We start from the raw sequence: 19,904 nt of genomic DNA on the forward strand, positions 1-19,904 counted from the left end.
GACTGACATGAATGTGTATTAAATTGATCCGACGAGCCCCAACCGGCTCGTCCAAAATGACCTGATGGTTCAACCCGCAGGTGATGGATTCTCGAGGCGGGGGGGGGTAAAGCTCCCCCGNNGAGGCGGGGAGGCATAAGCCTCCCCGGTTCGTTTTTGGAAACTACATGAAAATTCTGATCGTTGGGCCCAGTTGGGTCGGTGACATGGTGATGGCGCAGACACTGTTTCAGTGTCTCAAACAACGCCACCCGCAATGCGAAATCGACGTGCTGGCCCCCGAGTGGAGCCGGCCGATTCTTGAGCGCATGCCCGAAGTTCGCCAGGCCTTGAGCTTCCCGCTCGGTCACGGCGCGCTGGAGCTGGCGACGCGTCGGCGCATCGGCAAATCCCTGGCCGGCCAATACAGCCAGGCGATCCTGCTGCCCAATTCCCTGAAGTCAGCCTTGGTGCCGTTTTTTGCCGGCATTCCCAAGCGCACCGGCTGGCGCGGCGAGTTCCGTTACGGCCTGCTCAATGACGTGCGCACGCTGGATAAAGAACGTTATCCGTTGATGATTGAGCGCTTCATGGCTTTGGCCTACGAGCCCGGTTTTGAACTGCCGACGCCGTACCCGCGACCTAGCCTGCAAATCGACCCGGTCACCCGCGAGGCGGCGCTGGCCAAGTTTGGCCTGAGCCTCGATCGTCCGGTGCTTGCGCTGTGCCCCGGCGCCGAGTTTGGCGAGTCCAAACGCTGGCCATCCGAGCACTACGCGAAAGTCGCCGAAGCGAAGATTCGCGAGGGCTGGCAAGTCTGGCTGTTCGGTTCGAAAAACGATCACGCCGTGGGCGAAGACATCCGTTCGCGGTTGATTCCCGGTTTGCGTGAAGAATCGGTAAACCTCAGTGGCGGCACGTCGCTGGCCGAAGCGATCGACCTGTTGTCCTGCGCCGATTCGGTGGTCTCCAACGACTCCGGCCTGATGCACGTCGCCGCCGCGCTGAATCGTCCGCTGGTGGCGGTCTACGGTTCGACGTCGCCGGGTTTCACGCCGCCATTGGCCGAGCATGTCGAGATCGTGCGCCTGGGCATCGAATGCAGCCCATGCTTCGACCGCACGTGCCGTTTCGGCCATTACAACTGCTTGCGCCAGCTCATGCCGCAAGCGGTGAACGAAGCCTTGCAGCGTTTGCAGGGCACTGTGGTCGAGGTCAAATAGTTTGCGGGTACTGCTGATCAAGACTTCATCGCTGGGCGACGTGATTCACGCGTTGCCGGCGCTGACCGACGCGGCGCGGGCGATTCCCGGCATCAAGTTCGACTGGGTGGTGGAAGAGGGCTTCGCCGAAATTCCGACCTGGCACCCGGCCGTGGGCAAGGTGATTCCGGTGGCGATCCGTCGCTGGCGCAAGAACATCTGGCAGACGATCAAGAGCGGTGAGTGGAAGCGCTTCAAGCAAAGCATTCGCGCCACGAAATACGATTTGGTCATCGATGCCCAGGGCCTGCTGAAAAGCGCCTTGCTCACCCGCTATGTCAAAGCCCCGGTCGCCGGGCTCGACAAGGACTCCGCACGCGAGCCGATTGCCGCACGTTTCTATTCCCGCCGTTTGGCCGTGGCCCGTGGGCAGCACGCGGTAGAGCGAGTGCGTCAGCTGTTTGCCGTGGCCTTGGGTTATGACCTGCCCAAAGGCCTGGGCGATTACGGTCTGAGCGTCGAGCGTCTGGTGGAATTGCCGCGCAAGAATCCTTACGTGCTGTTCCTGCATGGCACCACGTGGGACACCAAGCACTGGCCGGAAGCCTACTGGCGCGAGCTGGCCGAGCGGGTCGGTTATCTCGGTGTCGGGGTGAAACTGCCGTGGGGCAACCCGATCGAGAAGGCGCGCGCCGAGCGCATCGCCAAAGACATGAAGCATGTCGAAGTGTTGCCCAAGCTGAACCTGGCCGGCGTCGGCAAAGTGCTGGCCGGCGCGCAAGCCTGCGTGGCGGTGGACACCGGCCTCGGTCACTTGGCCGCCGCGCTGGACGTGCCGACCTTGTCGCTGTTCGGTCCGACCAACCCGGGCCTGACCGGCGCATACGGCAAGTCGCAGATTCATCTGGCCAGCGACTTCCCTTGCGCGCCCTGTATGCAAAAGAAATGCACCTATCAACCGACGGCCGAAGATGCCCGCCGGTTCGACCTGAAACGCGAGTGGCCACTGTGCTTCACGCGTCTGAATCCCGAGCGTGTCGCGAGCCGACTGAGCACGTTGTTACTGGCTGAGGAGCTGCGCTGATGCAATTGGCATTTGTCCTGTACAAGTATTTTCCGTTTGGCGGCTTGCAGCGCGATTTCATGCGCATTGCCCTGGAGTGCCAAAAACGTGGCCACCAGATTCGCGTCTACACGCTGATTTGGGAGGGTGACGTGCCACCCGGTTTCGAAGTGCTGGTGGCGCCGGTCAAGGCGTTCTTCAACCACCGTCGTAACGAAAAGCTCAGCGCATGGATGGAAGCGGACCTGGCCAAGCGTCCGGTGGATCGCCTGATCGGCTTCAACAAAATGCCAGGCCTGGACGTCTACTACGCCGCCGACGGCTGCTTCGAAGACAAGGCGCAGAATCTGCGCAATTCGCTGTACCGTCGCTGGGGCCGCTATCGCCACTTCGCCGAGTACGAGCGCGCGGTGTTCGCCAAGGACGCCAAGACCGAAGTGCTGATGATTTCCGAAGTCCAGCAACCGCTATTTATCAAGCATTACGACACGCCGCTGGAGCGCTTCCACTTGCTGCCGCCGGGCATCGCCCAGGATCGTCGCCGCCCGGCGGATGCCGATGAAATTCGTGCCGGGTTTCGCGCCGAATTCAATCTCAAGGATGACGACTTGCTGCTGGTGCAGATCGGCTCCGGGTTCAAGACCAAGGGTGTGGATCGCAGCCTCAAGGCATTGGCCGCGCTGCCCGCTGATCTGAAGAAGCGTACCCGGCTGTTTGTAATTGGCCAGGATGACCCCAAGTTATTCCAGATGCAGAGCGCCACGCTGGGGCTCGGCGACAACGTGACGTTCCTCAAGGGTCGCAGCGATATCCCGCGCTTCCTGCTGGGCGCCGATCTGTTGATCCACCCGGCGTACAACGAAAACACCGGCACCGTGTTGCTCGAAGCGCTGGTAGCCGGGTTGCCGGTGCTGGTGAGCGCGGTGTGCGGTTACGCCCATTACATTGCCGAGGCCGACGCTGGTCTGGTGTTGGACGAACCGTTCGATCAGGCGCAACTGACGCAGTACCTGACCGGCATGTTGAGCGACGCTCAAGCGCGGGCGGCCTGGAGCCGCAACGGTGTGGCCTTTGCCGAGACGGCCGACCTCTATAGCATGCCGCAGCACGCGGCCGATGTGATTCTGGCGGAGCACGCTTAATGAAGTTGATGCTGGCTGAACCGTTCAAGAGCCTCTGGGCCGGACGTGACCCGTTCGCCGAAGTCGAGAGCTTGCAGGGCGAGGTGTACCGCGAACTTGAAGCTCGCCGCACCCTGCGCACTGAAGTGAACGGCAACGGGTTTTTCGTGAAGATCCACCGTGGCATCGGCTGGGGCGAGATCTTCAAGAACCTGCTCACCGCCAAGCTGCCGGTACTCGGCGCGGGCCAGGAGTGGAAGGCGATCCAGCGCTTGCAGGAAGTCGGTGTGCCGACCATGACCGCCGTCGCTTACGGCGAAAAGGGCAGCAACCCGGCCGACCAGCATTCGTTTATCGTCACTGAAGAACTGGCGCCAACCATCAGTCTTGAAGATTTCAGCATCGATTGGGTCAAACAGCCGCCCGAGCCAAAACTCAAGCGCGCGCTGATCGCCGAGGTCGCGCGCATGACCGGCATGATGCATCGCGCCGGGGTCAACCACCGCGACTGCTACATCTGCCACTTCCTGCTGCATACCGATAAACCGGTGACCGCAGAAGACTTCAAGCTCTCGGTGATCGACCTGCACCGCGCCCAGACCCGTCCGGCCATTACCCAGCGCTGGCGCAACAAGGATCTGGCGGCGCTGTACTTTTCGGCCCTGGATATCGGCCTGACCCAGCGCGACAAAATGCGTTTCCTCAAAGGTTACTTCCAGCAACCGCTGCGCCAGATCCTGGCTGAGGAAGCGGCACTGCTGAGCTGGCTTGAAGGCAAGGCCAACAAACTCTACGACCGTAAACAGCGATACGGGGACGCGCTCTGATGGCGGGTTGGAATCTGGAGCCTGCTTACGGTGATCTGGCCGAAGACTTCGGCAGTCTTGAGGCGGTGTTTGCACTTCAAGGCGAACGTCTGACCCGGGATCCGCTGTCCGAAGTCATTCGCGTGAAGCGCAATGGCGTCAATTATTACGTGAAACGCTATGTGGGCGCGGGCAAAGGCTTGCGTCGCTACCTGGGCAAGCCTCGGGTGAAAATGGAATGGCAAAACCTCAAGCGCTTCGCCAAATGGGGCATTCCCACCGCCGAAGTCATCGCCTGGGGCCTGGAGCGACGCGGCGCTGCGTATGATCGCGGGGCGATGATCACTCGCGAATTGCCGCACACCGAAGACTTGTCCGCATTGGCCGACCGGCATGACTCCAAGCTCGCGGACCGCGCCTGGGTTGACACCGTCAGCCGCCAATTGGCCGGCTACACCCGGACCATGCACGACCATCGTTTTACCCATAATGATTTGAAGTGGCGCAACCTGCTGATCGACGATCAGGCCAGACTTTTTCTGATCGATTGCCCCAACGGTGATTTCTGGCGCGGTTTCTGGCTCAAATATCGCATTACCAAAGACCTGGCGTGCCTCGACAAAGTGGCCAAGTATCACTTGTCGGCCACCCAGCGCCTGCGCTTTTACCTGCAATACCGCCAACGGACCCGGCTCAACGCCGCGGATAAAAAACGGATCCGGCATGTGGTGAGATTTTTCGAGGGACGCGAATGACTGATTTCCTGGCCGCTGAAGACCGTGCGCTGCTTGAGCGCCACGGCCTCGGCACTTTCGATGCGCTCTGGGCCCGGGAGCTTGATGCCGTGGACGAGCCCAACTCCGTTCGCGGTGGCTGGAGCAGTGTGTTTCGACTGGATCTGGAAGGTCATGGCTACTACCTCAAGCGCCAGAGCAACTACCAGATGCACACGTTGCATGCGCCTTTCGGCGAGCCGAGTTTCGCCCGTGAGTTTCGCAACATCAGCCGCTATGAAAAGCTTGGCATCCCGGCGCTGAAAGCGGTGTTCTTCGGTGAGCGCAAAGTCAAAGGTGAAGTCCGCGCGATTCTGCTGACTCGCGCCCTGGACGGTTGGGATGACCTCGATTCGTTGTTGCAGCGCTGGTCGGACCTGAGCGAAACGCAGCACACGGCCATTCTCCAGGCCTGCGGGCAACTGGCGCAGTGTCTGCACGGCAAGCGTCAGGTTCACGGCTGTTTTTACCCCAAACACATTTTTCTCCAGGCCAGCGGTGACGGCTACCAGGCCCAGTTGATCGACCTGGAAAAGACCCGGCCATTGCTGCTTGGCCAGCGCGATCGGGTGAAGGATCTGGAGCCATTGCTGCGTCGAGCGCCGGAGTGGAGCGAAGCGCAGTTGCGTATTTTGTTGGCTGCTTATCTGGATCAGGCGCAGGACAGTTCGTTGATCGACAACTGGCTGCAGCGACTGACCGCGCGCCGCGGCCATAAGGAGAAGCGCTGATGCGTTTGTCTGAACTGAAAAACGCCGGCCGTACACCGAGCCTGCCGTTGAGTCTTTCCCTGGCCGATGCCGCCGGCCCCGCCGAATTGCAGTTGTTGAGCCTGTTGCGGGTGTTGCCGGGGCAGCGCTATGTCGGAGCCGGTGTCTGGCGCGGCCGTCCGGTGCTGGCCAAGTTGCTGGTTGGCAGCAAGGCCGCTCGGCATTTTCAGCGTGAGCTGGATGGCGTGCGCTTGCTCGCCGCTCAAGGCCTGACCACGCCGCAGCTGTTGGCCGATGGCCTGAAGGAAGGCGAGGGTGGCTGGCTGCTGTTCGAGTTTCTGGAGGGCGCGCAAAGTCTGGGTGATACCTGGAAGCAGGTCGAAAATTTACCGGTTTTGTCCGACGGGCAGGGAGCGGTATTGGCTGAGGCGTTAGGTGCCATCGGTCAAATGCACCGCAAAGGGCTGTGGCAGGAGGACCTGCACCTGGACAACTTGTTGCGCCAGCGTGGTCGTCTGTATTTGATCGACGGCGCCGGGATTCGCAGCGAAACCCCTGGCCAGCCACTGTCACTGCAGAAAGTCCTGGAAAACCTCGGGGTGTTTTTTGCCCAGTTGCCGAAGTCGATAGAACCCTTCATTGAAGAGTTGCTGGTGTATTACCTGCTTAGCAACGGCGAGCACGCCTTGCCGATGGAAGCCTTGCAGAAGCAGATCGACAAGGTTCGTAGCTGGCGTCTCAAGGACTATCTGATCAAAGTGGGTCGTGAATGCACGCTATTCAGCGTCCAGCGCGGCGCGTTCGGTTTGCGCGCGATCCGTCGCGAGGAAGAAGCAGCGATGCTGCCGATATTGGCTCAGGCCGATGCCTTGCTAGATCAGGGGCACCTGTACAAGACCGGCGGCGCGGCGAGCGTTGGCAAGGTCGAGGTGGACGGCCGCACGCTGGTGATCAAACGCTACAACATCAAGGGTTTCGTCCACTGGCTCAAGCGCTTCTGGCGCCCGAGCCGTGCCTGGCATTCCTGGCGCGAAGGCAATCGGCTGTCGTTCCTCGGCATCGCCACGCCCAAGCCGCTGGCATTGTTGGAGAAGCGTTTTTTCTGGCTGCGCAGCCGGGCCTACCTGATCACCGAGCATCTGCCGGGGCCGGATATCATCGAGCGCTTTGCGCCGTATATTGAAAGCGGCGACGCTCCGGAGGCCGAGCTGTTGGCGCTGGATCACCTGTTCGCCGAATTGATTCGAGAGCGCATCAGCCACGGCGACTTCAAGGGCCACAACCTGTTCTGGCAGGAAGATCGCTGGGCGCTGATCGATCTGGATTCGATGTGTCAGCACGGTTCGCTCGGCAGCTTTGCCCCGGCGTATGCGCGGGATCGGGCGCGATTTATGCGTAATTGGCCGGAGAGTAGTGCGCTGTATCAGGTCATTGATCAGCGTTTGCCTAAAGACATTTCCAGCGCTGCCTGAATCGGACCTTCGGTCCTGTCGCGGGCAAGCCCGCTCCCACGGTGTCCGAGAATGCGATCTCTGGCAACCACAAAACCTGTGGGAGCGGGCTTGCCCGCGATGAGGCCCGAACTGCCAGCGAAGATTAGGGACAGTTTCTTAAGAGCTGTCCTACACAATCTTGGGAAGCCATGAACTGTGGCCTGAATGATCACGATGCTAGTTTGCCTGACGTACTCGGAGGGCAAATTTTGACGATCAAGACGGCAGTCGCATCAGGCGTTATCTCACTGGCTCTGACGGGATGCGGGACCGCCGTAACGGTCTTGCAGGACGATGCCGACGCGGCCCAGGGGCTTCGACGACAAAAAACCTATTGTCAGTCCATCCCTCGGGTCTATAGCGGCCTGGCCTACGATTTTTGCGTATTGAATGCGCCGCCCGATCCCACGGGCATGCTCGTCCCACTCGTTTTGCTGGATCTGGCCTTGTCTGGTGCGCTGGATACCGCCGTCTTGCCCTATACAATTTATCGGCAGGGTGTGGATGGCAATATCCGCATTTACTGGCGGCCCGCGCGCGGATAACCCATGCCAAGGTCACCACTGCTTTCTCTTGCCGCTTGCAGCTAGAGGCTTGAAGCTGCTTTTAAGCTATAATCCCGCCCTTTAGCTGTCTCTCGCCCCTTGCGAGGGCACATTAATTTTCGAGGCGCATTGCGCCTGCATGCAGACTAAAGAGGCTAGACCCCTGTGGCATTGACGATTCTTGGCCTGTCCGGCGCCCTTAGCCATGATCCTTCCGCAGCCCTGTATATCGACGGCAAGCTGGTCGCGGCTGCCGAAGAAGAGCGCTTCGTGCGCGATAAACATGCAAAGAACCGCATGCCCTACGAATCGGCGAAGTTCTGCCTTGAGCAGGCCGGTATCAAACCCTCCGACGTTGACGTGGTCGCGATTCCATTCGCACCGATCAGCCTGTTCGGCAAGGCCCGCTGGCAGTACGCCAAGCGTTACTGGTACGCCCCGGACCGCGCACTCGACGCGATCCTGATGGGCAACCGTCGCTACAAGCGCTATCGCAACAAGATTGTCTGGTGCCTGGAGCAACTGGGTTTCGATCCGAAGAAGATCAAGATCGAGCCGGTCGAACACCACCTGGCTCACGCCTCCAGTGCCTACCACTGCTCCGGTTTCAAAGAGAAAACCGCGATCCTCGGGATCGACGGCAAGGGTGAGTACGCCACGACCTTCTTCGGTTATGGCGAAAACGGCAAGATTCACAAGATCAAGGAATTCTTCGATCCCGACTCCCTCGGCGGCCTCTACGGCGCGATCACCGAGTTCCTCGGTTTCGATATGCTCGACGGTGAGTTCAAGGTCATGGGCATGGCGCCGTACGGCGACGCCAGCAAATATGATTTCTCGCGCCTGGCTTCGTTTGAAAACGGCGAACTGGTGATCAACACCGACTACGCCAACGTCATCGGCCTGCGTCGCTACAAAGAGAAGGGCAAGGGTTACTACTTCTCGCCGAAGCTGATCGAGTGGCTGGGTCCGAAGCGCGAAGGCGACATCGCCGACGAGCCGTACATCCACTACGCTGCCAGCATTCAAGCGCTGTTCGAAAAAATTTCGCTGCAGATGATCGACTACTACCTGGGCGACGTGCTCAAGGAAACCGGCAAACTGGCCTACGCCGGTGGCTGTGCGTTGAACGTCAAGCTGAACCAGAAAATCATCGCCCGCGACGACGTCAAAGAGCTGTTCGTACAGCCGGCGTCCGGCGATGCCGGCACCGCAGTCGGCGCCGCAGCCTATGTGTCCCACGCCCGTGGCGTACCGGTCGAGAAGATGGAACACGTCTACCTCGGCCCTTCGTACAGCAACGAAGACGTGATCGCCGCCTGCGCCCGTCACGAGAACAAGCCGACGTGGCGCAAGCTCGACAACATGCCGGAGCAGATCGCCAAGATCATGGTCGACGGCAATCCGGTGGCCTGGTTCCAGGGGCGCATGGAGTTTGGTCCGCGTGCACTGGGTGGTCGTTCGATCATCGGTTGCCCGAGCGTGCCGGGTGTGGCGGATCGCATCAACCACCAGATCAAGTTCCGCGAGCGCTGGAGGCCTTTCTGCCCGTCGATGCTCGACACCGTGGCACCACAGATGATCAAGATCGATCACCCGGCGCCGTTCATGACCTTCACCTTCGAAGTGGCTGAAGAGTGGAAAACCCGCGTGCCGGAAGTCGTCCACGAAGACGGTACTTCCCGGGCCCAGGTGCTCAAGCGTGAATACAACCCGCGCTACTACGACATGATGAAAGCGCTGGAAGTGCTGACCGGTAACGGCGTGTCGCTGAACACTTCGCTCAACCGTCGTGGCGAGCCGATGATCTGCTCGCCGACCGATGCCCTGAACATGTTCTTCGGTTCCGATCTACAGTACCTGATCATGGAAGACATTCTGGTGGTCAAAGAGGGCGCGAACGCATATGACACGCTCGGCTGAACGCCATGTGCTGCAGTTCTGCCACGGCTATGACGGGCCGTTTCTGGACTGCGCGCGGCAGTACGCCAGCCTGTTCGCGGGGACCGGCTATCGGGTGACCACGGTGTTTCTGACCGGGGTTGCCGATGCCGAAGTCGCTGCGGCCTGCGCTTCCGATGAAGTGTTGTTCATGGAGTACAGCTCCAGAGCCATTCGTGGCCTTAAGCTGGGCGCCATCGGCGATCTGCGCAAGATCGCCGCTTCGCGCAACTTCAGTTTCTGTATCGCCCACCGTTTCAAGCCTATCTACATCGCCTTGCTTGGCACTTCGTTGCCGGTGATTGGCGTACATCACGCCTTTGGCGATTACAAACGCGGCAGCCGCAAGCTCTTCGCGCAAATCTTTCGCAAGCGCCTGAGCCTGCTCGGGGTGTCCGATGCGGTGCGCGACGACATGCGCCAATGCCTGCCTAAATGGCCGGCGGGACGCATTCGCACGCTCTATAACCGCATCGATGTGCAAGCCTTGCAGGACAGTCAGGTGTCGGCGAGTGAGGCTCGGGAGATTCTCGGCCTGTCGGTGGATGCCTGGATTGTCGGCAACGTCGGACGTCTGCACCCGGACAAGGATCAGGCGACGTTGCTGGATGGTTTTGCTGCGGCGCTGCCTGGGTTGCCGGCCAACAGCCAACTGGTGATTCTGGGTAGCGGTCGTCTTGAGCAAGACCTCAAGGCCCAGGCCCGTGAATTGGGAATCGGCGATCGCGTGCTGTTCCTTGGTCAGGTGCCCGAGGCCCGACGTTATTTCCGTGCTTTCGACGTGTTTGCCCTGAGTTCCGATCACGAACCGTTCGGTATGGTGCTACTGGAAGCCATGGCCGCCGGCGTGCCGTTGCTCGCCACCGCATGCGGCGGGGCGAAGGAAGTGGTCGAAGGCGTTGGCATTCTGTTCCCATTGGGCGATGCCGAGCACCTGGCTCAAGGGCTGCAGCATCTGGCCGCGATGGACGAGCAGCAACGTCAGCAATGCGCCGAGCTGATGCTCGAGCGCCTGCATGAACGCTTCTCCGACCGCGCGGTACGCGATGCCTTCTGGCATTTGCCACACGTTATCGAACTGGCACCGAGGGGCTGATGCTCAACCGATTTCAAGGCTGGCGCGAACGTGGCTGGTCGGTAACCGACGCCTCGACCTACGCCGAGGCCTGGCAACGTTTTGGCGGCAGTGTTGCGACTCATCCGCTGGTGGTCGAGCGACTGGCGCATCTGGCCGACATTCCGGTGCGCTACCTGGCCTGGGAGCAAGGCGGCGACGTCAAAGCGGCGATCCCTACCTGGGGCCGCGATCTTGCGCTGTCCAAAGACGTGCTCAAACGCCGCGGCAAAAAAGGCCTGTTCGACCTCGGCAACGCGGAAATCATTTTGCCAGCCGCTGACGATGCTCAGGCCCCCCTGCGTCATCGTGGTCGTTATTTGTCGGCGCTGAACGAAAGCCGTTTCACCGGTATCAAGCTGCAAACCGAGCAACTGGCCATGGCTCGCACACCCGAAGAATTGTCGAAGAAGTTTCGTTACAACCAGCGCCGCGAACTACGGCTGCTGGAAGAAGCGGGCGGGGTGGTGCGACCGGTTGCCGAGTTTTCCAGTGCCGAACTGGCGGCGATCTACTGCGACTTGTTCCAGCGCCGCTGGGGATTTGCGGCCACGGGTGCCGAGCGAATGGCCGAGGTCATTGAGTTGTTGCGCGAGTTGCTGATCGGCTCGGTAATTTTCCTCAATGATGCGCCGATTGCGATTCAACTGGTGTACCGCGTCGAGACGCCGCAGTGGATCAGCGTCGAATACATCAATGGTGGGGTCGACCCGCAAACCCGCGCATTCAGCCCTGGCAGCGTGCTGAGTTTTCTCAATACCCAAAGCGCCTGGGAGCATGCCCGGGCGCTGGACAAACCCTTGCGTTTTTCCTTTGGTCGCGCTGACCGGGAATACAAGGATCGCTGGTGCAACCCCGTGCCGGTCTTCACCGTATGAGTCAGCCCATGAGTCGCAAACAACAACTGCTCAAGCGCCATCGCCGCAATAAACGTATCGGTCTGTTGATCGCGCTCGTGCTGTTGATTGTCGTGGGCGTGCTGGTGGCCTGGTGGTTGCCGCTGATGCTCGCGGTCCTAGGCTGGATCGCCCACGAAGCCTGGTTTGCCGACCACCTGTTCTATTCCCCCCAAGACGATTACCAATACAGCTTCCCGCCGTACACCCCGCAGCCCAAGGTCCATCTGAACGGTGAGCATTTGCGGCTGGACGAAGGCGTCATGCTGGTTGATGACGCTACCCTTGTTCTGGCGCTGCGGGTAAAAAGCACCTGGTTGGGGCGCTTTTTCGATCCGGTGGTTGAATTATTGGGTGGCGAGAATCCAGACCGGCAGACCTTCGAACGGGGTGTGAACGGGCTGCGGTATTTCAATCTGAGTGGTCAGGCGCAAGTGTTGTCACGAGGCGAGTTGCGCTTGCGCGGGCGCTTCTGCCAGTTGCTTGGTGAGCCTGTGTTGTGGGCATTTGAACATCCGGATTATCGCCGTCAGCGGGTGATGGTGATTGCACCGCACGCCGATGACGCGGAGTTGGCGGCCTACGGTTTGTACAGTCAGGCCGATGAGGCCTGGATCGTCACGCTCACTGCCGGAGAGATCGAAGCCGAACACTATCAGCAGATGAACCTGAGCAAGGTCGACGCGGCGCGTTTGAAGGGCCGGTTGCGGGCCTGGGACAGTATTGCCGTGCCGCGTTGGGCCGGGGTACCCGAAGCCCATTGCGTGCAACTGGGTTATTTCTGTTTGCAACTGGCGGCGATGCAGGCCTCGCCGACTCAGCCAATGGGCTCGCGGGAAGCGGATCTGAGCGACACCCGACTGTTTCGCCGGTTGAATGCCTTTGCGCTGCCGGGAGATGTCGACGGCGCGCCGACATGGAACAAACTGCTGGCGGACCTGCGAGCCTTGCTGCTGCGGGCGCAACCTGAAGTGATCGTGCTGCCACACCCGACCCTCGATCCTCATCCCGATCATATTTGTGCTCAAGAAGCCGTACTCGAAGCATTGAAAGGGCTGGAATGGCAACCGACGCTACTGGGTTACGCCAACCACCTGCACGACAATGATCGCTGGCCAATGGGCAACTCAGGAGACGGTACGGCACTTCCTCCGGTTTTCGATGCGGCCCGGACACTCCGCCCCTACTGCCTCTTGCTTGATCGGGCGCAGCAGTGTGACAAGGCCATGGCATTGGGGATGATGCATGACTTGCAGCCCCCAGCCCCATTCAAACGTCGTTTGCGCCGTGGGTTACAGCGCCTGTTGGCAGGGCGTTCCGGATCGCCTTATGGCGAAAACGAATTTTTTCGCAAGGCTGTGCGTCGCCATGAATTGTTCTGGCGTTTGTAAGGTGTCATGGACCTGAATGCGTCTGCCTTTGAAGGCAGAGGGTTTCAGGTGTTGCTCGGTTTGCCGTTGCGGCAAGGAAGACGATGAAAGTTCTATTTCTGGTGCAGAAAGATCAGCGAGCCATTCTTGACCGTTTGTACGACGGCGTGGCGGCGCATTGTGAGTGTGACTTGCGCTGGCTGAACAGTGATGAACAGCGCAACCTGCGTCGCTATTTCCGGCGTGAAGTCGATGTCTCGCGCTATGACCGGATCGTGTTTTTCCTGCGCTTCAAGCAGGAGATCCGTCAAGTCGGATTCATTCGCACGATTCCCAACCTGGTGATTCTCGAGCACGACGCTTACCAGAATTACATTCCCTGCAAGTACACCGGAAAGTTCAGCGCTCACTACCGTCGTTTGCCGTGGGCGCGGGTGATCAGTTCCGGTTTCGTCGTTACCGAGCGCTTGCGCGGGGAAGGTTTCGATGCGGTGTTCGTTCCCAAGGGCTATGACCAGACGCAACTGGAGGATCAGGGCCGCGAGCGGGATATCGAACTGGCGTTTGTCGGTAGCACCAACAGTGTCGCGTACAGCGGTCGAAAGGCGCTGCTTGACGAGTTGGGGCGAGTCGAAAACCTGGTGGTGACGCGCACCAAGTCCGGTGAGGAGTACCGCGATACGCTCAACCGAATTCGCTTTTTCGTCAGTGCCGATGTTGGCATGGGCGAGTTCATGATCAAGAATTTCGAGGCCATGGCCTGCGGTTGCGTATTGCTGGCCTATGACCAGGGCGCGGCGGAAAGCCAGGCGCTGGGTTTGCAGGATATGCACAACGTGGTGTTCTATCAGAGCATTGCGCAGCTTCAGGAAAAACTGGTGTTGTTGCGAGGCGACCCGGAGCTGGCGCAGCGTATCGCGCGCAATGGCCGCGAGCTGGCCGTCAGCCAGTTCAGTTTTTCACGCATAGGCCAGCGTATCGTCGAGGAGCTTGAGCCACCATTGCGGGCTCGTGCGCCTCTGAAACTATTAGAAAAAATCCGCCTGAAACTAGGCATTTGACAAGCGTTGGCCGGCCATTGATATTGCTGGCGACTTTTACCTGATTGGGATTCCAGTGCGATTTTCAAAAGAAAGTGACATCACATTGGTGGTCACCAGCTGCGGCAGGCTCGATCTGCTCAAGATGACCCTCGAGAGCTTCGATCGATTCAATACCGCAGCCATTCGCGAAGTTTTCATTACTGAAGATGCGGGTGACGAAGGTGTGCACGCGATCATTCCAGAAAGCTGGAAGGATCACTGCACGGTGTTCGTCAACCGGCCAAAACTGGGCCAGTTGGCATCGATTGATCTGGCCTACTCGCACGTCAACACGGCGTACATCTTTCATTGTGAGGATGACTGGGAGTTCTATCGTCCCGGGTTTGTCGAAGACTCCATGACCATCCTCGAATCGCGCCCGGAAATCCTCCAGGTGTGGCTGCGTAGCTATAATCATGACCTGCGAGTTCACAGCCCTTACATTCGTCTGGGGGCGCGTGAGATCGTCGGTGGAGTGGCCTGTTACCCGTTGATCTCTGACAAACCGGAATGGCAGGGCTTCTCGCTGAACCCAGGTCTGCGGCGAATCAAGGATTATCGATTGTGTGCGCCATTTACCAGCTACAGTGGGGAGAAGGCTCTGTCGCTTCGATACGCAGAGCTGGATTTGACGGCGCTGACGCTCGAAGCGGACGCTGTCATGCACACCGGTTTTGGCTTGCATGTGCAAACACCTATCGAGCGTCAGCGCAAGGCGCGCCGCAGTCGGCGCGAACAGATTAAGTTCGCCTTGGTTTTGTTGTTGGGAGTCTGCATTGGCTGGTTCATCAACTAACGACACAGCAGCTTATCTTCAACCCATGCATTGGCTGTTCGCCCTATGAATATTCTTAATGTCATGTGGGCCGGCGGCGCTCCGTTTGCCTCCATTCACAAGGTGCATCAGCAGATTTTGTCCCAGGCCGAGCCTTCTACCCCGGTCAAAACCTGGTTGCTTCAGGGGGTGGCGTCCGAATGTAGGGTGAACGTCGGTGAGGTGCGGGAGTGGGGACTGTCTTCCGCCCGATTGAAAGGGCGACATTTCTGGCGCCTGACCAAGCCCTGGATGCGAGCCCGATTCAAGCGCGCGCTTGTAGACAGCGATGCACATCTGGTGATGCTGGATGGATTGGGTGTAGCGCGAGCGTTGTTGCCGATACTTAAAACATTGCCGCATATCCGTGCGGTGGTGATTTTTCATGGCTCGCCACGACTGCACTCTGGCGATCAATCGCTTTTCCAACAGATCCCGGCATCCCGGCTGACATTGGCTGCGGTATCGAACACCCTCGCAGACTCGCTGAGCAGGGGCCTGCAAGTACCGGTCATGACGTTGCGCAGCGCGTTCGAACCTGTCGCGTTCCGTTCCGCCCTGCTCCCGCGAAAGGAAGCTCGGATCCGATTGGGACTGCCCCTGGACGAGGGACTGGTGCTCGGTGCAGTAGGGCGCCTGGTCTCCGAAAAAGGTTTTCGCTGCCTGCTCGACGCGTTTTCTGCGGCAACGCATGAGCCGCCCGATCTGCGATTGGTGATTATTGGTGAAGGCACGAACCGTGCTGGCCTGGAAGCGCGGATTGAGGAACTGGGCTTGCGCGGCAAAGTCTTGTTGCCGGGTCATCTGAATGACGCGGCGCGGCTCTACCGTGCATTCGACTGGATTGCGATACCGTCGCTCGAAGAGGGCCTGGGATTGATCATGCAGGAAGCGGTCATGTCAGGTGTTCCGGTGCTGTCCAGTGAGCTTCCCGTGTTTCGTGAACAGTTGGCAGATACTGGCAGGTATGCCGTGGCCAATGATGTCAGTGCCTGGAAGGATGCAATCGTGCGTGCATTCAGCGCTTCTGCCGAGACGGTCGCCGCAGAGCAATACCAGGCTCTTGCACCGGATCAAGCCTGGCTGGACTTCAGCCAGGCCGCCCGAACATTACTTTCATGATGGCAGCACTGCCTGCTCGAGAGCCTGCATCGGAAAGGTGTCGTTCAGCTTCTCGCGGGCAATGTAGCGGGCGAAATGCTGCAGATTGCGCTTGATCAAATGCCGCGGCAACGGCCCGCGCAGGAAGCGCATGTCCGCGACATCAATGAGACCCATTCGGTTGTCCGGGGTGATCACGATGTTGCCCAGGTGCAGCGACCGAAAATAAATCCCCGATCGATGAAGACTGCGAATCAACCCGGCCAGTTCTGGCAACGCCTGTGGCCAATTGAACCCTTCCTTGCTGGAGATCTGACGCAGGGTCTCTCCTGGCAGCGGCTGGTAAAGCACGGCCGTCATGCCTGGTGCTTCCAGTCGGTAATACTGCAGAACCTGCAAGGTAGGTACGCCGAGCTTTTGCAGTTTGAAGGCATTGTCGATGAAGCGTTTCGAATAGGGGCGGATCAATGCGGATGAAAAAAAACGCTTGCGACGAAACAGTTTGAGAATATTCCCATCCTGCAACAGGTAGACTTTCGGCCCGTAGCTGTCGGCCTCCAGTATTTTGGCGCCGTCAATCATTTGATTTAGAGCGGCTTGCGGAAGCCGTGAACATTGCATTGTAGAAAGCCTTGTTGGAAGAACGGGGCGCTGTGGCGGGCAATGATGCCGAAAAAATTCAGCTTTAACCACGCCGGGTTGTGCGGATGAACTTTCTCAGGAGCAATTTGATGCAGGAAACACGTTGGGCGCAAGCATGGATGGCGATAGGTCTGTTGTGGTTCTTGCTGGCCATCGCCATTGCGCCTTCCAACAAGGTTTACCAGCAAGGTTTGGTGGTATTGCTCTGGTTGCCGGCAATTATATTCTCCTGGGCCACGCGCAGCCGGCTAAAGGTGATGCTCCAGGAGCAGCGCTGGATCTACCTGCCGATGCTCGGCCTAGTGATCTGGGCATTGATCAGCCTTTCATGGACGAACGCCCCGGACATCGGTCGCGAAACCAAGCGCCTGCTATACATCCTGGTGTTTCTGCTGTTCTTTCCGGTTTTTGCCAACGGTCGACCAGAGCGAGTGATTCGCGTCATGCAGTGGGGTGGGATCGGGTTGGCGTTGACCGCGGTAGTGGCCATGACCAAGTTTTATGCAGTTGATGGCAACGCCTTGATCGCGCGCGCTGAGGGTCTGGGCGAATTGGCCCATCCGATTTTAGGTGGCTATGTCATTGGTCTGGCAGCAGTGTGGATGATCCTCTGGGCGCCACGCACTGGTTGGATGCAGATAGTCTGTGCGATTGCATTGGCTTTTCTTGGCGTGTTTGTACTCCTCAGTCAGAGTCGTGGTGCCGGTCTGGCCATGTTCATCACAATACTTGCCATGCCGATCTGGTGCCGTGACCGACGCAGTCGCATTGTCGCGGCGGCCGCTTTGATCGTAGCAATGTTGGCGTTCTGGTTTTTCGAGGCTTTGGTCGTGGCGCGTGGGGTGTCGTACCGTCCGCAGATCCTGATGGCCAGTTTGCAGATGATCGCTGAACACCCGTGGCGCGGGTTGGGTCTCGGTGCTGACTACAAAGTGTTCACAGCGGGATTGTATTTTGATCACGCCCACAACCTGTTTACCCATGTAACCATTGTGCTCGGGCTGCCAGGGTTGTTGTTGTGGTGTGCGCTTTGGCTCGCGGTGCTGCGCGAGGCCTGGAAGGTACGGGAAACACTCTATGGCCGGGGAATGATCGGCATCTGGTTGTTCTCGACCCTGGCCATGCAATTCGATGCTGCAAGCTTGACCGGGACACCGAGGGCTGAATGGTTCATCAGCTGGTTGCCCGTAGGGCTGGCCAGTGTTTTGGTATGGGCACGGGCCAAGCCCGACGCTTGTGATAAAATTTCGCGTTCTTCCTAACCAGTGAGCTCTACGATGAGTGACGCACCGCCCAAAGCGGGACAGGATTCCAGCCTGAAAATCTATTTTCGGCTGTTGGGGTATGTGAAACCCTACATCGGCCTTTTCCTGGTGAGTATCGTGGGCTTCGTGATCTTTGCCTCTACTCAGCCGATGCTTGCGGGAATTCTCAAATATTTCGTCGATGGCCTGAGTAACCCGGAAGCGGTGCTCTTCCCCAACGTTCCTTATTTGAAGGATCTGCAGTTACTGATGGCCGTGCCGTTGCTGATCATCCTGATCGCTGCGTGGCAGGGGCTGGGTTCGTTTCTCGGCAACTATTATCTGGCGAAGGTTTCGTTGGGGCTGGTGCATGACTTGCGCATCGAGTTGTTCAACAAACTGCTGGTGCTGCCCAACCGCTACTTCGATACCCACAACTCCGGGCATCTGATTTCGCGCATCACGTTCAACGTGACCATGGTGACGGGTGCCGCCACGGATGCCATCAAAGTGGTGATCCGCGAAGGCCTGACCGTGGTTTTCCTGTTCGCCTATCTGCTGTGGATGAACTGGAAACTGACCCTGGTGATGCTGGCCATCCTGCCGCTGATTGCATTCATGGTGGGTAATACCAGCAAGAAATTCCGCAAGCAGAGCAAGAAAATCCAGGTGGCCATGGGCGATGTCACTCACGTGGCTTCCGAAACCATTCAGGGCTATCGCGTGGTGCGCAGCTTCGGTGGCGAGAGTTACGAAGAGCAGCGCTTTGCCGCCGCCAGCCAGGGCAACACCGACAAACAATTGCGCATGACCAAGACCGGTGCGGTCTACACCCCCATGCTGCAGTTGGTGATCTACACCGCCATGGCGGTGCTGATGTTCTTGGTGCTGTTCCTGCGTGGCGACGCCACGGCCGGTGACCTGGTGGCCTACATCACTGCCGCAGGCTTGCTGCCCAAGCCGATCCGGCAATTGTCGGAAGTCAGCTCGACCATCCAGAAAGGTGTCGCCGGTGCCGAGAGCATCTTCGAGCAACTGGATGTTGAGCCTGAAGTGGATAACGGCACGGTCGAGCGTGATCGGGTCAACGGTCATCTGGAAGTGCGCAACCTCAGTTTCACGTATCCGGGGACCGAACGCGAGGTGTTGAAGAACATCAGCTTCAGTGCGGCGCCGGGGCAAATGATTGCGCTGGTTGGCCGTTCCGGCAGCGGCAAGTCGACCCTGGCGAGCCTGATTCCGCGTTTCTATCACCATGACATCGGTGAAATCCTGCTCGATGACGTCGAAATCGAAGACTATCGCCTGCGTAATTTGCGTCGACATGTTGCTCAGGTCACGCAGCATGTGACCCTGTTCAACGACACCATTGCCAACAACATTGCCTACGGTGACCTGGCCGGCGCACCTCGCGCCGACATTGAAAAAGCTGCCGCGGATGCTTACGCGATGGACTTCATCGCGCAGATGCCGGAAGGCCTGGACACCCAGGTCGGTGAAAACGGTGTGCTGCTGTCCGGCGGACAGCGCCAGCGTCTGGCGATTGCCCGGGCGCTGTTGAAGAATGCACCACTGCTGATTCTCGACGAGGCGACTTCGGCGCTCGATACCGAATCCGAGCGCCACATTCAGGCCGCGCTGGATCACGTCATGAAGGGCCGTACCACTCTGGTGATCGCTCACCGCCTGTCGACCATCGAGAAGGCTGACCTGATTCTGGTGATGGACCAGGGGCAAATCGTCGAGCGTGGCACTCACTCGCAACTGCTGGCGCAAAATGGCTACTACTCGCGCCTGCATGCGATGGGCCTCGACGCTCCGGCGCAAGACATCGCCTGATTACGGCACAAGGGGGAGCGTGACTCGCCTTTGTACACGCCGGGCGCGCAATGCGCCAGGCGATATGTATCCAGACCTTTACGTTTCTTGACCAAACCGGAATAAATCTCGGCATCGCGCTTGTTAAGGTTCCTGAACGAATTTTGACTTCAATCGAGAGGGCCATCCC

At 59.1% G+C, this 19,904-nt stretch carries 18 protein-coding genes; 17 read left to right on the forward strand and 1 reads right to left on the reverse strand.

Translation table 11 applies throughout. The features are described 5' to 3' along the window. Window positions 1-167 precede the first annotated feature (167 nt). The 15 genes from waaF to NL64_RS14180 all read left to right on the forward strand — a co-directional run bounded on the left by waaF (window position 168) and on the right by NL64_RS14180 (window position 16,031). A complete protein-coding gene (gene waaF, locus NL64_RS14110; RefSeq protein ID WP_034148686.1) occupies window positions 168-1,202 on the forward strand; it encodes a lipopolysaccharide heptosyltransferase II in 1,035 nt (344 codons plus the stop codon). A 1-nt stretch (window position 1,203) separates the two neighbouring features. Continuing rightward, complete coding sequence (gene waaC / locus NL64_RS14115; RefSeq protein ID WP_034148687.1) at window positions 1,204-2,265, forward strand: lipopolysaccharide heptosyltransferase I; 1,062 nt, start codon at window positions 1,204-1,206, stop codon at window positions 2,263-2,265. Beyond that, on the forward strand, window positions 2,265-3,386 hold the full coding sequence (locus NL64_RS14120) for a glycosyltransferase family 4 protein (protein ID WP_034148688.1): 1,122 nt from the start codon (window positions 2,265-2,267) through the stop codon (window positions 3,384-3,386). Before waaC ends, NL64_RS14120 begins: the two co-directional genes overlap by 1 nt. Next, entirely contained in the window at window positions 3,386-4,192 is an 807-nt protein-coding gene (gene rfaP / locus NL64_RS14125) for a lipopolysaccharide core heptose(I) kinase RfaP (protein ID WP_034148689.1), read from the forward strand. The genes NL64_RS14120 and rfaP overlap by 1 nt, the downstream gene beginning before the upstream one ends. Further along, window positions 4,192-4,926, forward strand: coding sequence for a lipopolysaccharide kinase InaA family protein (locus NL64_RS14130; RefSeq protein WP_034148690.1), 735 nt, complete (start codon window positions 4,192-4,194; stop codon window positions 4,924-4,926). The genes rfaP and NL64_RS14130 overlap by 1 nt, the downstream gene beginning before the upstream one ends. Beyond that, a complete protein-coding gene (locus NL64_RS14135; RefSeq protein ID WP_034148691.1) occupies window positions 4,923-5,675 on the forward strand; it encodes a lipopolysaccharide kinase InaA family protein in 753 nt (250 codons plus the stop codon). The genes NL64_RS14130 and NL64_RS14135 overlap by 4 nt, the downstream gene beginning before the upstream one ends. Then, window positions 5,675-7,126, forward strand: coding sequence for a lipopolysaccharide kinase InaA family protein (locus tag NL64_RS14140; protein WP_034148692.1), 1,452 nt, complete (start codon window positions 5,675-5,677; stop codon window positions 7,124-7,126). The genes NL64_RS14135 and NL64_RS14140 overlap by 1 nt, the downstream gene beginning before the upstream one ends. A gap of 230 nt (window positions 7,127-7,356) precedes the next feature. Further along, window positions 7,357-7,692 (forward strand): YceK/YidQ family lipoprotein, encoded by a 336-nt coding sequence (locus tag NL64_RS14145; protein ID WP_080757975.1) that lies wholly within the window; start codon window positions 7,357-7,359, stop codon window positions 7,690-7,692. Window positions 7,693-7,857: 165 nt separating this feature from the next. Beyond that, complete coding sequence (locus tag NL64_RS14150) at window positions 7,858-9,615, forward strand: carbamoyltransferase family protein (RefSeq protein ID WP_034148694.1); 1,758 nt, start codon at window positions 7,858-7,860, stop codon at window positions 9,613-9,615. Then, the gene (locus NL64_RS14155) at window positions 9,599-10,729 is read left to right on the forward strand and encodes a glycosyltransferase (protein WP_034148695.1); all 1,131 of its coding nucleotides are present in this window, start codon (window positions 9,599-9,601) and stop codon (window positions 10,727-10,729) included. The genes NL64_RS14150 and NL64_RS14155 overlap by 17 nt, the downstream gene beginning before the upstream one ends. Beyond that, on the forward strand, window positions 10,729-11,625 hold the full coding sequence (locus NL64_RS14160) for an antimicrobial resistance protein Mig-14 (protein ID WP_034148696.1): 897 nt from the start codon (window positions 10,729-10,731) through the stop codon (window positions 11,623-11,625). Before NL64_RS14155 ends, NL64_RS14160 begins: the two co-directional genes overlap by 1 nt. 8 nt (window positions 11,626-11,633) lie before the next feature. Continuing rightward, window positions 11,634-13,034, forward strand: coding sequence for a PIG-L deacetylase family protein (locus NL64_RS14165; protein WP_034148697.1), 1,401 nt, complete (start codon window positions 11,634-11,636; stop codon window positions 13,032-13,034). A gap of 83 nt (window positions 13,035-13,117) precedes the next feature. Beyond that, window positions 13,118-14,074 (forward strand): glycosyltransferase, encoded by a 957-nt coding sequence (locus NL64_RS14170; RefSeq protein ID WP_034148698.1) that lies wholly within the window; start codon window positions 13,118-13,120, stop codon window positions 14,072-14,074. A 55-nt stretch (window positions 14,075-14,129) separates the two neighbouring features. Beyond that, window positions 14,130-14,891 (forward strand): hypothetical protein, encoded by a 762-nt coding sequence (locus NL64_RS14175; RefSeq protein ID WP_034148699.1) that lies wholly within the window; start codon window positions 14,130-14,132, stop codon window positions 14,889-14,891. Between the two features lie 45 nt (window positions 14,892-14,936). Continuing rightward, the gene (locus NL64_RS14180) at window positions 14,937-16,031 is read left to right on the forward strand and encodes a glycosyltransferase (protein WP_034148700.1); all 1,095 of its coding nucleotides are present in this window, start codon (window positions 14,937-14,939) and stop codon (window positions 16,029-16,031) included. On the opposite strand, the gene NL64_RS14185 is transcribed toward NL64_RS14180, so the two are convergent. Next, window positions 16,026-16,631, reverse strand: coding sequence for a serine/threonine-protein kinase (locus NL64_RS14185; RefSeq protein ID WP_034148701.1), 606 nt, complete (start codon window positions 16,629-16,631; stop codon window positions 16,026-16,028). The genes NL64_RS14180 and NL64_RS14185 overlap by 6 nt on opposite strands. A 110-nt stretch (window positions 16,632-16,741) precedes the next feature. On the opposite strand from NL64_RS14185, the gene NL64_RS14190 reads away from it, so the two are divergent. Then, window positions 16,742-17,914 carry an O-antigen ligase family protein gene (locus NL64_RS14190; RefSeq protein WP_034148702.1) on the forward strand — a complete coding sequence of 391 codons (1,173 nt, stop codon included), beginning with the start codon at window positions 16,742-16,744 and terminating at the stop codon, window positions 17,912-17,914. Between the two features lie 15 nt (window positions 17,915-17,929). Next, window positions 17,930-19,735 carry a lipid A export permease/ATP-binding protein MsbA gene (gene msbA / locus NL64_RS14195; RefSeq protein ID WP_034148703.1) on the forward strand — a complete coding sequence of 602 codons (1,806 nt, stop codon included), beginning with the start codon at window positions 17,930-17,932 and terminating at the stop codon, window positions 19,733-19,735. Window positions 19,736-19,904 lie beyond the last annotated feature (169 nt).

It is taken from the genome of Pseudomonas fluorescens (assembly GCF_000802965.1).
Lineage (GTDB): Bacteria > Pseudomonadota > Gammaproteobacteria > Pseudomonadales > Pseudomonadaceae > Aquipseudomonas > Aquipseudomonas fluorescens_A.